Genomic DNA, 14,624 nt, shown 5'->3' with positions numbered 1-14,624 from the left:
CAGGATACGGTAAGATTTCAGGCCAGGTAGCGGCGTCGCGATGGCGGTGAAAGACGATTTTCCAGCAAGGATAGCAGGCCGGTGAACACCGTGCCGATAGCCGCATAAGTCAGGACAACCGCCAGATAACGGTCCATGCGGAAACTGTTGCCATATGCCTGCAGGAGGGCGCCAAGACCGGTCATTGCGGTGTAGAAATCTGCAATAACCGATGTGACAAGGCCGGCAATCGCTCCAAGACGTAAGCCGGCCATGATCTGCGGCAATGCTGCAGGCAGGTAGAAATGCCTGACGCGGCCTGTCAAAGAAATATTATATGCGGCGGCCATCTCGCGCAAATCGGAGTCCAAGGTTTGTACCCCTGTCTGGGTGTTTACAAGCACAGGCATGACCGCACCGAGTGCGATAATCAAAACCTTTGCCTGCCAGCCCAACCCAAGAAGCAGAACGATAAGCGGTATCAGTGCAATGACGGGCAACGCTGCCACGGCATGGATGAAGGGCGCGAAAGTTCTAGACAAAAGCGGTATGCCGCCAAAAAACGCACCGAGCAAAATTCCTACCACGGCGGCGAGCAGAAATCCCGCGAGATAGACAAAAAGTGTTGTCCCCAACGCGATCAGGAAATCCTGACGATTGTCAGCCAGCATCAGGAAAAAGGCATCAATGGTCAGTGTTGGCCCGGCAAAGAAGCCGTTTGGAAGGACGCGGGCCATCCATATCCATGCCAACAAGACAAGCAGCAATACAGGAAGCCGAAGCCAGACATGCAATGGCACACGCCAAAGCCAATCCAGGTCATCGCGGAACGAACCCAGCTCGTTGCATATCCATGCCTTAAGTGACGTCATGAAATTCATCCCGCCGCAAAAGACGCGGCATTTTACAGAATATCACCTGCGACCGACGTGTAACCGGCGCGGTCGAGTTTGCCCGCGCCGGTCTCTCATAGTCTAACTTAATCCAGCCTATAGGCTATGACGGAGTCTCCGGCAGTGGTGCCCAACGATCCGTGGCCGCCTGCGGCAATGACAACATATTGTTTGTCGTCTTTACCACGGTAGGTCATCGGGGTCGCCTGACCGCCTGCTGGCAACTTGTGCTGCCAAAGCGTCTTGCCGGTCTGCATGTCATAGGCGCGGATGATGTCATCAAGAGCCGCGCCCGTGAATGCTACGCCACCTGCCGTTGTCAGTGTTCCGCCATGGGCAAGCATGCCCATTTCGAACGGGATCGGGAACTGGATGCCGGCGACCTTCTGGCCGGCAACAGTGCCATTGCGGTGTTTCCATGCGGTCGTGCCATCAGCGAGATTGACGCCAACCCGAACACCCCATGGCGGCGTGTTGCATGGCACCTGCAGCGACGAACGCATGTGGGAAATGGATACGGCATATGGACCGCCGAGGTTTTCGTTGCCCGGTTTGGACTCACCGCCTGCTTCACCCGGCTTGCCGAACATACGCTTGTTCAAGTCGCCTTCCGGACGCGGAAACAGCTTGTAGACGTATGGCAGATATTGCGGTGTGGCGATCATCCACCGGTTGACCGGGTCAACCGCGACCGAACCCCAGTTGAAGACACCGATATTACCCGGCCAAACAATCGAACCAGTCGTTGTTGGAGGGGTGAACGAATTGCCGTCATAGCGGTTTGAGCGGAACGTGACCCTGCATTCGATCTGGTCGAAAGGTGTTGTTCCCCACATGTCGGCTTCTGTCAGCGGTGCAGGCGTAAAGCTCAGGCCCGACATGGGCTGCACAGGTGACAGTTTTTCGTTCGGTATATCGGTTTCAGTCGATACCTTCATGTCCCGAACTGGCTGGATTGCTTTGCCGTCACGGCGATCTAGAACCCAAATATTACCAATCTTGGTCGGGATGAGGATCGCAGGAACGTCTGCACCATCATGTGGCAGATTCAGCAGAACTGGCTGTGACGGGTTATCACGGTCCCAGAGATCGTGGTAGGACGTCTGGAATTTCCAAACCATTCGGCCGGTCTTGACATCGAGTGCTGCAAGAGCATCGACATAGGCCTGATCTTCTTCCGAACGGAACACGCCAACCTGGTCTGGAGACTTGTTGCCAAACGGCACATAGACGAGACCGAGGTTTTCATCTGCTGCAAACTGTGTCCAGGCAACTGCCGAGTTTGGCTCGTAGAGTTCACCGGCTTGTAGCGGACGTGTGTCGTCCGGTTTGCCAGCATCAAATTTCCAGACGATTTCGCCGGTGCGCACGTCATATGCGCGAATGACGCCCGATGGGTTATTCTCGTAGTAGTTATCGGCAATTGCGCTGCCGAGGATGATAAGATCCTTGGTCACGAGTGGAGCGGACGTTTGCTGATAGGTCGCCCGTTGCAGGTTCGGCATCTGCGCTTTGAGGTCAACATAGCCGTTCTCGCCGAAGGTCGTGCAAAGCGCACCGGTATCAGCATTCAAGGCGTAGAGGCGCGCATCGACAGACGAGGCGATAATGCGGCGTGGGCACTCGGCCACCGCGGCAGAAATCGCCTGTACCTTGACAGGATCGGTGTCAGCAGGTGGAACATAGGCGCTGGAATCGTCGTAGGATACACCACGGCACGTCTGATGCTGGAACTGGTTGTCGCGCTGCATCTTCGGATCGAAGGACCATGCGAGCTTGCCGGTTTCCGGCTCCAAAGCCTGGACGATGTTGTGCGGCGTGCAGAAATAAAGCAGGCCGTTCACTTTGATCGGCGTCGCCTCAAAAGTGTATTCTTTCGCGTCAACTGCGTCACCTTCGCGAAGATCGCCCGTATGGTGCTCCCACGCGACTTTCAAACCGGTGATATTGGTGGTGTTGATGTCTTTCAGCGCGGAATAACGCTGGCCGAGATTTGTGCCGCCATAGGCAATCCAGTCATTGGCAGGATAGGCCACACCGCTGGGATCGACTGCGGTGTCGCCAGCCGTCGCAACCTTTTCAAGGGTGCCCTGCTTTTCCATCGGATCGATGAACCAGACGGCAAGTCCCATGACGGCGATGAGGGCAACCACAGTGCGCAATGCAAGCGGACCGTTGGTGAGGCTGAAGGACCAGAGTTTTGCAGGCTTGTCGCGCAAACCATTGACGACAAATGGCAGGGAAAGCAGCAAGCCGATGAAAATGATCAGCGCGCCTCGTGGAATCCACTGCCACTTATCAAGCCCAACTTCATAGAGGGTCCAGATGAATGACGCAGCAAGGGTCAATGCATATATGCCCAAGCCGTTCTGACGTTGCCGGGCGATTTGAATTCCTGCGATCAACAGGCCGATGCCCATAACCACATAGAAAAAGCTGCCGCCGATGATTGCAAGCCGCGCTCCATAATAAAGGATCGCAGCTCCCAGTAGTGCGGATACAATACCGCCTAACCGAGCTAGCATGGCTCAAACTCCTATTTAATTTCATTGGGGAGGACTGAAAGTCCCGAGATGAGTGCTGAGGCAGAATGTCACATCAGCCTCTATTTAACGTGATAAATGTCAATGCTGCATTGCACAATAGATTAATCAACCGATCTCGAAAATGTTGGATTTTTTATCTACTTTATAGGCGCCTCCAAGAACCTGCATGCGCTGGCCATCGTTTTAAGTCACGGTAGGCGTGTGTAGATCACTTTGATTTCGCTGACTATTTTTACTGTTGCACCCCATCACGTTGACACGTTTGCCTCTATTCCCGCTACGAGGCTTGTTACTTTTCAAGGCGCGCCGGTGGGTGTCTCGCGCGTGCTCAAGGCTGTGATGGTCGTTAATCAGGTTGCGTTACTGTTAGCCTGTCTGTGGCAAATTGAACGCCCCGCTCTGCTGCCTGTCGCAACGGCAAATCGGATAACCGCAGTGGTTCGTCTCATCGACAGGACTGCTGCGAAAGATCGCACATGGCCCGCACAATGTGAGAGATGCCTTGGCAGCGGACATTTTGACAATCACGTGATCATATGAGCAGGCGAGTATGCAATTCACGATACTCCCAGCACCGGTCAACGTCACCATGGCCGCCTCCCGCTATAGGAAACGCTGGCCTGAACTCCTCAACGCATCATCGCGTTAAACCGGACAGGGTTCCTAGGAGAAGCAGTCAGACCAGAAGTGTGCCGAACGGCAGGTCAATGATGATGTCTACACCGTCATTGCGCCATTCGTATGTAATCCTGCCATTCAAATTGCCCACGGTGCGCTTGATCAGCGTCGAACCAAATCCGGTATGATCCGACACGCTTTTTGCCGGTCCATCCCGTTCACTCCAGGTGATTTGCACGCTGTCAACATGTCGACATGAAATGACGAGGTGGCCTTGATCAGAACTTAACGCCCCATATTTCGCGGCATTGGTGGCAAGCTCATGGAGGATCAGGGCAATACCGGTAATGTGCGCCGACGGAACGCGAATATCATCTGTTCCGACAAAGGTGATTTTTTCAGAGGACGCTTCACCGTCATACGGTGCCAGAATATCCGCCATAATCTGCCGAAGCGGAACGGCAGCGTCCGAAAGGTCCTGTGTTGCAGAGGTAGTCTTGGGACGAACGAGATCATGGGCAAGTGCGAGTGCACGCAGACGCCCCCTGACCGCTGCAGAAAAATGATCTACGCCGGTCGCAGATTTCGCGGTCATTGCGACCATCGCATCTGCCAGCGCAAACACGTTTTTCACCCGGTGGTTCAGTTCATGGATGAGAAGAAGACGCTGCTCTTCAGCACGTTCGCGGGCCAGTTCGTTGCGATAGCGCTCAATGGCAATCGCGGTCGTTCGCGTCACCATGCCAATAACTTCGAGGTCTCGCTCGGTCGGCTCACGTGGTTCCTGGTAGTAATTGGCGAAGGTTCCCAGGATGGTGCCATCCGCAGCGCGGATCGGCATTGACCAGCAGGCACGTAAACCATGCTTCAGCGCAATATCACGGTAGTTTGTCCAAAGCGGATCGACAGCGATATCGCTGACCATGACCTGCTCTCCCGTAAAGGCAGCAGTACCACAGGATCCAACCCCGATGGCAACCGGGATACCGTCCACCGCCGCGTTGTATTCCGCAGGCAGGCTTGGCGCCGCTCCTTCAACGAGATTTTTGCCATCCTCTGTGGTCAGAAGTATCGACGCAAGCAACTCGCCATTCGCCGGCTTCTCAATGAGAAGAATAATGTCCCTCAGCACATCCTTGAGTGGGCCACCCAAGGCAACACGTGCGAGAATGTCTCGCTCGGCGATTATCAGGTCAGACGAGACCGACGGGCTGTTTATGTATGTCATCGTCCGTTCTTCTCTGTTGAAGAGAGCCGAATGTCAACGACAGCGGCAAGTTTGTTACAATAGGATATTTGAATCAAAAGTCATCCCAATTGCGGCGCTGAAAGAGGCCTGCGCAAAAATGCAACTTGAACAGGAATTCTCATGACTTACCCGTCAAATCCGCAACGCGTCTCGCAAGTGCATCGGCTGCCACTGGTTTGGTGAGCACCTGCATGCCTCGCTCAAGATGGCCATGGTTCAAAACGGCGTTTTCAGCATAACCCGTTACAAACAACACTGGCAGATCCGGCTGACTGCTGCGCGCGGCATCGGCAAGTTGTCGTCCATTTATACCGTTTGGCAAGCCAACATCAGTGACAAGAAGGTCTATGTCATTGCGGGACGCGAGGACCTTCAACGCGGAGGGTGCGTCTTCCGCTTCAAGAACAAAATAACCAAGTTCCTCAAGCACTTCGACCGCTACCATACGGACCAGAGGTTCGTCATCAACGACCAGAATCGTTGTTTTTCCTGACGCTGGCGCTGCAGGGGTTTCCAGCGCAACAACCTCTACCACTTCGCCATCAGCGTGATGTCGCGGCAAATAGATACAGACCATCGAGCCCTTGCCAACCTCGGAATATATTCGTGCCGCGCCACCCGATTGACCCGCAAAGCCGTAGACCATTGAAAGACCAAGTCCGGTTCCCTGCCCGGTCGGTTTTGTCGTGAAAAATGGATCGAAGGCCCGGGATATAACGTCCTGTGTCATACCCGTCCCGGTATCGCTGACGCACATCGAGACATATTGGCCGGGCTGGACGCCGCGCTCCCTGGCGGCACGTTCGTCGAGCCAGCGGTTTCCCGTCTCAATGGTCAGCTTGCCACCGTCAGGCATCGCATCTCGGGCATTGATACAGAGGTTAAGCAGTGCATTTTCAAGTTGGCCCACATCAACGAAGGCCGTCCAAAGCCCGCCTGCGCAGGCAATTTCGACATCGATTGCCGGCCCGACGCTGCGCGTCACCAGGTCCTGCATGTCCGTGACGACGCGATTGATATTCGAGGGTTTTGGATCAAGTGTCTGGCGCCTTGAGAACGCCAACAGACGCTGTGTCAGACCCGCGGCCCGTTTAACAGCGCCTTGTGCTCCCGTCAGATAGCGGTCAATGTCACCAATACGCCCCTGAGCCATTCGCATCTTCATCAGCTCAAGGCTACCGCCAATACCAGCCAGAATGTTGTTGAAGTCGTGAGCAAGTCCACCCGTGAGTTGCCCAACGGCCTCCATTTTCTGAGACTGTCGCAAAGCATCTTCGGCCTGCATGAGGGCTTTCGTTCGATCCTCGACGCGCTGTTCAAGCGTTTCGGTCAAGGCACGAAGTTCACTTGTCGCCCTGTCCCGTTCCTGCTCAATGGCACGGCGATTTTCGATGTCGAGCAGCACTCCGGGAAAAAGCATCGCACGGCCGTCGGGGCCAAGATCAACACGACCATTTGCCTCCAGCCATCGGTAGTGTCCGTCCGAGCGCCTTGTTCTATACTGGTGAAGAAACGGTCCTCCCCGTTTCAGCGCCTCATCAATCGCTTTGGACAAACTGGCCTGGTCGTCAGGATGGACCGTCTCGACAACCTGCGCCAGACTGAGCCCTGTCCTGCCAAGAGAATGGTCAAATCCGAATGCTGTTGCAAAGGCATCATCGACGGTGAATTTGTCCGCTTGAACATCCCAAGACCATGTGCCGATAATGGCCCCGGCAGCCAGCGCAAGCTGAACACGCTGGATATTTTCTCTTGCCACAGCCTCGCTTTCGCGCAGAGCTTTTTCCGCTTGTTTGCGGGTTGTGATATCCCGGAAGAGAACAGAAACCTGCTTGAGGCTTGCAGGCTCAAGTCGCGTTGCAGATACTTCAATGTGGCGATTGATCGCCTTGAACTCCTGCTCGAAGCGCACCGTCACGCCAGTTGTCAGGACATCCCCGTAAATCTTCAGCCAAACGTCGGCGTTATCAGGTTCGATCTCGCGAAGACGCTTTCCCACAATTCCTTTGATACCAGTCTGGCGTTCATAGCCCGTGTTGGACTCCACATGAACATAATCACTCATCGGGCCATCGGGACCGTCGATAAATTCTATGATGCAAAAACCGTCATCAATCGCTTCGAACAAAGCACGCCTTCGAGCGTCGCTGCGAAATAGCGCATCATCGTCATCACGTTCGGGCTGCTTGACCAAGTTTTCGTTTGTCACCGATGATCCTCAAGGCACACTCGTCCGCTAATAGATATGTGGCTTCGTCTCGAAGTCAATGAAAACACTTGACGATTCGAAAAATTACAAAGGCCAGTAAGCCTCTTGGCTTAAGGGTTGCGTACAACTTTGGCCTATTCTAGTTTTTGCGGCTCAGGAACCAAAATCAACCAGCTTCATTGTGAAGTAAGTTGTGCAGAGTACGGAACCAGAATGACGGATAAAGAGCAGCAACAAACTGATGCCCGCAGTGCCGGTGATCGCCTAGTGTCCGGGCACGTTAGCGAAGATCCATTTGCTGCAGCCTTTAAGGCAACACGGATGCCGATGATCGTCACCGACCCCAATCAACACGACAATCCCATCATCTTCTGCAATGCTGCGTTCAATAAACTCACCGGCTACACCAATGAAGAAGTCATTGGGCAGAACTGTCGCATCTTGCAGGGTCCCGAAAGTGATCCCACGGCCGTTGAAAAGATGCGGAAAGCAATTGCGGCCGGTGAAGACGTCGCGGTCGACGTCACCAATTACCGCAAGGACGGGTCGACATTCTGGAATGCAGTGTTCATCAGCCCCGTGCGAGACGATAGTGGCAAGATCATATACTTCTTCGCTTCGCAACTTGACTTCACGCATGTGAAAAGCCGTGAGGCAGACCTTGCCGCCGCTCGACACAAGGCCGAGGAGGAAGTTGCCAGCCAAACCGCCAACCTTCGATCTGCACTGTCTGCCAAATCACTCCTGGTTCATGAAGTTGATCACCGCGTAAAAAACAACCTACTGACGATGGCCTCCATCGTAAAAATGCAGGCGCGCGTAACCACTGACCAGGGGCAGAAGCAGGCGCTTGAATCCGTTCTTAACAGGATCGAGGCCCTGAGTACCGTTCAGCGCAAACTTTTCACCTTGGATGATGTCTCGAAGTTCGACATTTCCGAGTTCACCCGTGAACTCGTCACCGACCTGGTCGAGGCAACTGGCCGAAAAGACATACACCTGTCCCTTGATCTCTCACCCGTGCATGTTCCGGCCGTCAAAGCAACACCACTATCGCTTGTCGTCAACGAGCTGGTCGGTGATGCGGTATTGCGAGGACTGAGTCAAGGGGGAGATATACATGTTGTCGTCCGACGGACTAACGGTCATTTTATCATCGTGGTTGAAGATACATCAGAGCCGATTGAGGTGGATAAGGAGCGCGCGCAGTTCAGTCGAAAGCTGCTCGAAGCTTCCGCTTTGCAGCTTGGTGCAAAAATCGAGCGGACCGTACAGAACCGAAAGACAAGTGTAAGCGTTACTGTGCTTGTTGATGTAAACTTGGAGACGACGCATTGAAGGTAATGATAGTTGAGGATGAAATGCTGCTCGCAATGGAGCTTGAGAGCGAAGTCGAGCTGGCAGGTCATGAGGTTACTGACATGGTAATGAGCAGCGACCAAGCCCGAAGGGCACTAGCCTCGACAAAACCAGATTTTGCATTTGTCGATATTCATCTCATGGACGGAGCTACCGGCATAGATTTCGGACGCGAACTATCCCAAAACGGCGTACCCTACGTCTTCGTCAGCGGAAACATCAAAAAAATCCCGGACGATTTTGCCGGAGCACTCGGTGCGATCGAAAAACCGTACACCGCAAACGGGATGAAAAATGCTCTGACCTATCTCTCGGCAATCGTCGACGGAGACGAAAGTCTTGAGCCGCCAGCAAGCCTTGTATTGGCGGATGATGCGCGGGCAAGCCGCCGCTCTTAAAAGTAAAACGAGCGTCTGCCACCGGGCTGGCTAACTCCCAGCGACCAGCCCGTCAGCCGTTCGAAAACGACCTCGAATAGCGAACGCAGTTGACGCAGAAAAGCTGAAACACCTACCGAAGTGGATCAGATCTCCTCTACCTCGTTCTGGCTGCTCTCTTCTTCAACAGCCGAATGTGCGACAGTCTTGTGATAGCTGTCATCGGAAAGCTCCGCCGCTTGCTCTGTATTCATGATGCCGAATGGCGTGAGATTTCCGTCCGAGTCAGATACGGACACCTCGATTAGCGTTTTTTTCGTCAACGTCATTTCCTCAGCAATTTCCTGGAGCGGCCACAGACCGATCAATAAAAAAGGCAGCAACCTGTGCAGAAAATGCGCTCGACGAATCATTGTTCCATGATGTGGTGCCGCAAAGGGACGATTTCTGAGCTAAAACCTGCTGTGTGTCTGGGATACATCGGCGAACAGAACGAGGCCCATGATGACCTCGCCGATTTGCGCGAATTAGCCGTGGAATTGTGTTGCAGTCGACTTCGCAGTTGTCGCACTGAGCCTAGAGTGCTGGCTCGAAAAGATCGACAATTTCGGGCGTCCCTGCAACATATGCAAGCCTATCTTCCAGGCCTGTCGCATTCCAGTCGATTGAACATTTACCGCCCATTCGATCAACAATTGCCAGTCCTGCCATCACGTCCCAGCTGCGTGCGCCAAAGCCAAGAACTGCATCGATTTGACCCGTGGCCATCATCATGAAGGCGACTGTCGTGGAGCCGCAGTTGCGGTAGGAAAACTTCAGATCCTCGAGGATAAAGCGCAGTGCCTCAACTTCCGAAGCGACGGGGGTGTCGGTGCTAAAGCCAAGCGATACCACCCCTCTTGAACGATCAAGAACCGCCAGTTGGTCCAATCGCTTTCCGTTGAAGACAACGTCAGCACCTACCCCCCCCGAAATGGTCTCCTGCCGTGCGGGGGCGTGGATCACGCCGTAAATGGGTTTTCCGTTTTCAAAAAGGCCAATTGAAACAGCCCATTGATCCATTCTTCGTACGAAATTGAATGTGCCGTCTATCGGGTCGATCACCCACTGCCGTGCCGCCGCAGGGTTGATCACGGATCCTTCCTCTCCAACTATTCCGTCGTCGGGATAGCGTTTCAGCAGTTCTGCAACGAGGAAGCTCTCCACATCCTTGTCGGCGCGGGTAACAAGATCGAGGTGTCCCTTCTCTTCAACTTCTGGAGCGATGTCTCCGTTGAAATAGGCCAGTGCGATCTCGCCAGCCTGCTGCGCAATTCCGATTAGTACTTCCCGCATTTGCTCTCTCCCTCAACGCTGAAAACACAAATGTCATACGGCATTGACAACTGTCAACAGCCGTGACTAACATTGTGACAGTCGGGAGGAGAGACCGGCTCGTCCGGTTAAATGCCGGACCAATTTCTGGTTTGTGGAGGACCGAAATCATGTCAAATACGCTTTTGAACGTACTCGCATTGACAGGACTATCGTTGCTGGCGGGGACTGCTGCTTGGGCGCAAGGCGCCGATCACGAGAAAAATCTCGTTGTTTATGCTTCCCACCCCTCGGAGATGGTGGATTATTTCACGCAGGAATTCGGGAAGAAATACGGCATCAACGTCACGACTGTGAAGGCCGGAACGGGGGAATTGCTCAACCGTATTCGTGCTGAAAAGGACCGTCCGGGCGGTGATGTGCTCTGGGGTGGATTTTCCGACACCGGGGGCTCGGCCCCTGAACTCTTCGAGCAGTATAAGTCAACGGAACTTGCCAATATTGAGCCTGCTATGCTCGACGCGAAAGGTTACAACACACCGTTCGCAGCCAGTCTCATGGTCATCATGAGCAATTCAGGCCTTGTCAAGCAGGAGGACGAACCAAAAAAATGGACTGATCTCACTGCTCCTCAATGGAAGGGCAAGGTCGTTCACGCCGATCCATCCAAATCAAGCTCGTCGCTTGCAGCGCTGAATACCTGGCTCATGATATACGGTCGCGGTGACGAGGCATGGAAAATCGTCGAGGATATGACGGTCAATATGAACATCGTTCTCAAGTCGAGCCTTGTTTTCCAGCAGGTCGGCCGTGGCGAATACCCTCTCGGCGTCACATATGAAGAAGCAGCCTTCAATTACGTGCTCGCCAACACCGCCAATATTATCTACCCGGAAGACGGCACCCTGGCACAGCCGGAAGGCATGTTCCTGATTAAAGGCTCCACCAATCCCAATGCTGCCAAGCTTTTTTCGGATTATCTGTTGTCTGAAGAGGCTCAGAAGAAACTCGTTGAGCATTTCCCAGGTCGCAGGCCGACCCGTAAGGGCATTGAGAGCCATCCCAAGATGACGCCTTTGAGCGAAATCAAGATCATCGATTACGATAGTGACTGGGCAAGCGCAAAGCGCGGCGAGATTCTTGCACGGATGCAGAAAATCATCATCAAAACCCAGTGAGATTAAAACGATGCAGGGTTTGAATGCCCTGCATCTTCTCCAGCGGCTTTCTACCCTTCGCTTGCCTCGTGGTTTTCTCCGCGCGGACAGGGACATTCATGCAATCAAGGTGCCTGCAAGATGACGACATCTGTCACGATCAATTCTGTAACCAAACGTTTTGGCGATACGACCGCGGTCAACAACGTGAATTTCGAGATCGCCAAGGGTGAATTCTTCACGCTGCTCGGCTCCAGCGGTTGTGGCAAAACCACGCTTTTGCGCATGATCGCCGGCTTTATGCGTCAAACATCCGGCAATATCAGCTTCGGGGACCGGATCATCGACGATGTGCCGCCGCACCAGCGAAATACCGGCATGGTGTTTCAGAATTACGCGATTTTTCCTCATCTCACCGTCTTTGACAATATAGCCTACGGTCTGCGGGCGCGCAGGCGTAGCGCTGCCGACATTGAAAAAGAAGTTCGCCGAATGCTTGATCTCGTCCGCCTAGGCCATCTTGCGCACCGGCGACCGCGTGAGCTTTCCGGGGGGCAACAGCAACGGGTGGTATTGGCCCGTGCCATGGTCATCCAGCCGGACGTGTTGCTGATGGATGAACCACTTTCCAACCTCGATACCGAAATGCGTGTGCATTTGCGCTCGGAAATTCGAAGCCTGCAACGGCAGATCGGCATAACCACGATTTACGTTACACACGATCAGGAAGAAGCCCTGCTGATGTCCGATCGCATCGCGGTGATGAGCGGCGGGCAGATCGAACAGATAGACACGCCGCACAGGACCTACTCGGAACCACAAACGCTGTTCGTTGCGGGCTTCATTGGCGAAAACAATCTTCTTCCGGCATCCATTATTGCCACGGACGCGGATGGCACAACTCTGATTGAGCTTCCGGGCGGCGGACGCATCAAGGGCACGGGTTTTGGCAACCGACAAGCCGGCAGCAGCTGTACGGTATCCATCCGCCCTCAAGACATCGATATTTCGCCCATCGACGGTTCACCCGTCGACGCATTTCAGGGAACGCTGTTTGACCTGCAGTTTCTGGGCGGAGCATTGAAGTTGATCTTCGACATCGGTGCAGAACGATTGCTGACAGTTTCGCTTCAGGGACGACGCGGCATGGAAATGCCAATCATCGGTGGGCGATATCTCCTCAACGTGTCGCGACAGGCTGTCAGAATATTCGAACAGGGGGCGCAATCATGAGCCCTTCAAAGACAAGCCAGATGCAATCCGGGCAGAGTTCCATCGGAAGAATCTTCAGCTTCTGGCCCATTGTTACCGTGTCGGCGCTGGTTATCACCACCCTGCTGCTGCTGTTGCCAGTCTACAATATTATCGGCCTGAGTTTTTCCGGCAAGGATGCCCATCAGAGCATCTTTGATAACTACATCATGTTCTTCTCTGAACCGTATTACTACCGGTCCATCATAAACAGCTTCATTGTCAGCATAAGTGCGACCGTACTGGCGCTTCTGGTCGGGATACCCGCAGCATATTACGTCAACCGCTACAACATCTGGATGCGCAGCCTGATCAAGACGGTTGTTGTACTAACCTTTGTTTCGCCGCCATTTATCGGGTCTTACTCCTGGGTGATCCTGCTCGGCCGAAGCGGCTTGCTAACGACATTTTTTGCACAATACGGCATACCGCTCCCTTCAATCTATGGCGCACCTGGCATCATCTTTGTCTTCACGCTGCAATATTTTCCCTTCGTATTCCTACTGGTCTCGTCCGGTTTGAAATCCATCGATCAGAGTGTTGAAGACGCGGCACGCAATCTCGGTTCAGGGGAGTTTGCAACGTTTGTGAAGGTCATTGCTCCCCTGCTTTTGCCCTCGATCACAACAGCGGGTTTGCTGGTTTTTATCGCATCCTTCACCGATCTTGGAACGCCAATTATTCTTGGCGAAAAGTTCCGTGTTCTGCCGGTCCTGATTTACGGCGAGTTTGTGAATGATTTTGGCGGACAGCCGGTGCTTGCCAGCACACTTTCAGTCTTACTTTTGGCGGTGACAACTGCGGCATTGCTGTTACAGCGCTGGTTTTCGGCCCGCTTTTCCTATGCGACGGCGGCCATACGTCCTTTGACCTTGCAGGAGCAGACATTTGGCAAGCGGCTCGCCGCAGCAGCATATGTCTATACGTTGATGGGTATTGCGGTTTTACCGCTGATCAACATCCTCGTCTCGTCGTTCCTCAAATCCAACGGACCCGTTCTGACTGCAGAGTTCACGCTTGATAACTATCGCAGGATTGCCGCCACGATCTCGAAACCCCTCTGGAACACCATTCTTTACACCAGTAGCGCGACAATACTGTGCGCAATAATTGGCACCATGATAGCCTACATCATTGTCAGAAGACCGGGCAGGATCAGTGCGCTGCTCGACACGATCGTCATGTTCTCCTACGCGGTTCCAGGCATCGTGCTGGGCGTTGGGCTGGTGGTGACATACCATCATCCTCCCTTTGCCCTGACAGGGACAGCACTCATCCTTATCCTGGCCTATTTCATCCGTCGCTTGCCATTCTCTGTCCGCTCGTCGGTCAGCACGCTTCAGCAATTGTCACGCGACACGGAAGAGGCTTCGGTCAATCTGGGGGCCGGGCCAGCCATGACGTTTGTAAAAGTCACGGTGCCCCTTCTCTCCATGGCAATCCTGTCGGGCGTGCTTCTTACCTGGTCGAACACGATCCGCGAACTCAGCGCCACCCTGATCCTGCAATCGGGAGCAACCACGACAGTGAGCATCGAAATCTTCAATGAGGTGGTCAATGGCAATTTCGGGGTCGCATCGGCACTGGGCGGCGTCCTAATTTTGCTGACATTTTTACCCCTTATTGTACTTTTCACATTCATGGGCAAAAACGAGGAGGCATTGGTATAATC

At 53.8% G+C, this 14,624-nt stretch carries 11 protein-coding genes; 5 read left to right on the top strand and 6 right to left on the bottom strand.

What is annotated here, in order from left to right:
• Nucleotides 1–17 precede the first annotated feature (17 nt).
• The 4 genes from HGO37_RS25390 to HGO37_RS25375 form a co-directional block, all read right to left on the bottom strand.
• A complete protein-coding gene (locus HGO37_RS25390) occupies nucleotides 18–851 on the bottom strand; it encodes an ABC transporter permease (RefSeq protein WP_250985803.1) in 834 nt (277 codons plus the stop codon).
• 107 nt (nucleotides 852–958) lie between these two features.
• Entirely contained in the window at nucleotides 959–3,397 is a 2,439-nt protein-coding gene (locus HGO37_RS25385) for a membrane-bound PQQ-dependent dehydrogenase, glucose/quinate/shikimate family (protein ID WP_250985802.1), read from the bottom strand.
• 697 nt (nucleotides 3,398–4,094) lie between these two features.
• A complete protein-coding gene (locus HGO37_RS25380) occupies nucleotides 4,095–5,264 on the bottom strand; it encodes a sensor histidine kinase (RefSeq protein ID WP_250985801.1) in 1,170 nt (389 codons plus the stop codon).
• A 139-nt stretch (nucleotides 5,265–5,403) separates the two neighbouring features.
• Entirely contained in the window at nucleotides 5,404–7,494 is a 2,091-nt protein-coding gene (locus HGO37_RS25375) for a response regulator (RefSeq protein ID WP_250985800.1), read from the bottom strand.
• A gap of 213 nt (nucleotides 7,495–7,707) precedes the next feature.
• Here HGO37_RS25375 and HGO37_RS25370 point away from each other — a divergent pair, with 213 nt between their 5' ends.
• A complete protein-coding gene (locus HGO37_RS25370; protein ID WP_250985799.1) occupies nucleotides 7,708–8,832 on the top strand; it encodes a PAS domain-containing protein in 1,125 nt (374 codons plus the stop codon).
• Complete coding sequence (locus tag HGO37_RS25365) at nucleotides 8,829–9,251, top strand: response regulator (protein WP_250985798.1); 423 nt, start codon at nucleotides 8,829–8,831, stop codon at nucleotides 9,249–9,251. The genes HGO37_RS25370 and HGO37_RS25365 overlap by 4 nt, the downstream gene beginning before the upstream one ends.
• Before the next feature lie 125 nt (nucleotides 9,252–9,376).
• Here HGO37_RS25365 and HGO37_RS25360 read toward each other — a convergent pair whose 3' ends face one another.
• Entirely contained in the window at nucleotides 9,377–9,553 is a 177-nt protein-coding gene (locus HGO37_RS25360; protein WP_250985797.1) for a hypothetical protein, read from the bottom strand.
• A gap of 253 nt (nucleotides 9,554–9,806) precedes the next feature.
• The gene (locus tag HGO37_RS25355; protein ID WP_250985796.1) at nucleotides 9,807–10,565 is read right to left on the bottom strand and encodes an inositol monophosphatase family protein; all 759 of its coding nucleotides are present in this window, start codon (nucleotides 10,563–10,565) and stop codon (nucleotides 9,807–9,809) included.
• 149 nt (nucleotides 10,566–10,714) lie between these two features.
• Here HGO37_RS25355 and HGO37_RS25350 point away from each other — a divergent pair, with 149 nt between their 5' ends.
• From HGO37_RS25350 to HGO37_RS25340, 3 genes are all read left to right on the top strand, one after another.
• Nucleotides 10,715–11,722, top strand: a complete 1,008-nt coding sequence (locus HGO37_RS25350; protein WP_250985795.1) for an extracellular solute-binding protein — start codon at nucleotides 10,715–10,717, stop codon at nucleotides 11,720–11,722.
• A 120-nt stretch (nucleotides 11,723–11,842) separates the two neighbouring features.
• Entirely contained in the window at nucleotides 11,843–12,934 is a 1,092-nt protein-coding gene (locus HGO37_RS25345) for an ABC transporter ATP-binding protein (protein WP_250985794.1), read from the top strand.
• Nucleotides 12,931–14,622: an ABC transporter permease gene (locus tag HGO37_RS25340; protein WP_250985793.1), complete on the top strand. Its 1,692-nt coding sequence runs from the start codon at nucleotides 12,931–12,933 to the stop codon at nucleotides 14,620–14,622. Before HGO37_RS25345 ends, HGO37_RS25340 begins: the two co-directional genes overlap by 4 nt.
• The last annotated feature ends 2 nt before the right edge of the window (nucleotides 14,623–14,624 follow it).

The organism is Rhizobium sp. CG4, assembly GCF_023701965.1.
GTDB lineage: Bacteria > Pseudomonadota > Alphaproteobacteria > Rhizobiales > Rhizobiaceae > Agrobacterium.
The sequence above is the reverse complement of the archived record's forward strand: the minus strand, read 5'-3'. Positions and strand labels throughout refer to the sequence as shown.

What these genes read in the sequence shown, in the direction of transcription:
- HGO37_RS25390 (WP_250985803.1), bottom strand. Translation starts at nt 851, where the DNA reads ATGACGTCACTTAAGGCATGGATATGCAACGAGCTGGGTTCGTTCCGC.
- HGO37_RS25385 (WP_250985802.1), bottom strand. Translation starts at nt 3,397, where the DNA reads ATGCTAGCTCGGTTAGGCGGTATTGTATCCGCACTACTGGGAGCTGCG.
- HGO37_RS25380 (WP_250985801.1), bottom strand. Translation starts at nt 5,264, where the DNA reads ATGACATACATAAACAGCCCGTCGGTCTCGTCTGACCTGATAATCGCC.
- HGO37_RS25370 (WP_250985799.1), top strand. Translation starts at nt 7,708, where the DNA reads ATGACGGATAAAGAGCAGCAACAAACTGATGCCCGCAGTGCCGGTGAT.
- HGO37_RS25355 (WP_250985796.1), bottom strand. Translation starts at nt 10,565, where the DNA reads ATGCGGGAAGTACTAATCGGAATTGCGCAGCAGGCTGGCGAGATCGCA.
- HGO37_RS25350 (WP_250985795.1), top strand. Translation starts at nt 10,715, where the DNA reads ATGTCAAATACGCTTTTGAACGTACTCGCATTGACAGGACTATCGTTG.
- HGO37_RS25345 (WP_250985794.1), top strand. Translation starts at nt 11,843, where the DNA reads ATGACGACATCTGTCACGATCAATTCTGTAACCAAACGTTTTGGCGAT.
- HGO37_RS25340 (WP_250985793.1), top strand. Translation starts at nt 12,931, where the DNA reads ATGAGCCCTTCAAAGACAAGCCAGATGCAATCCGGGCAGAGTTCCATC.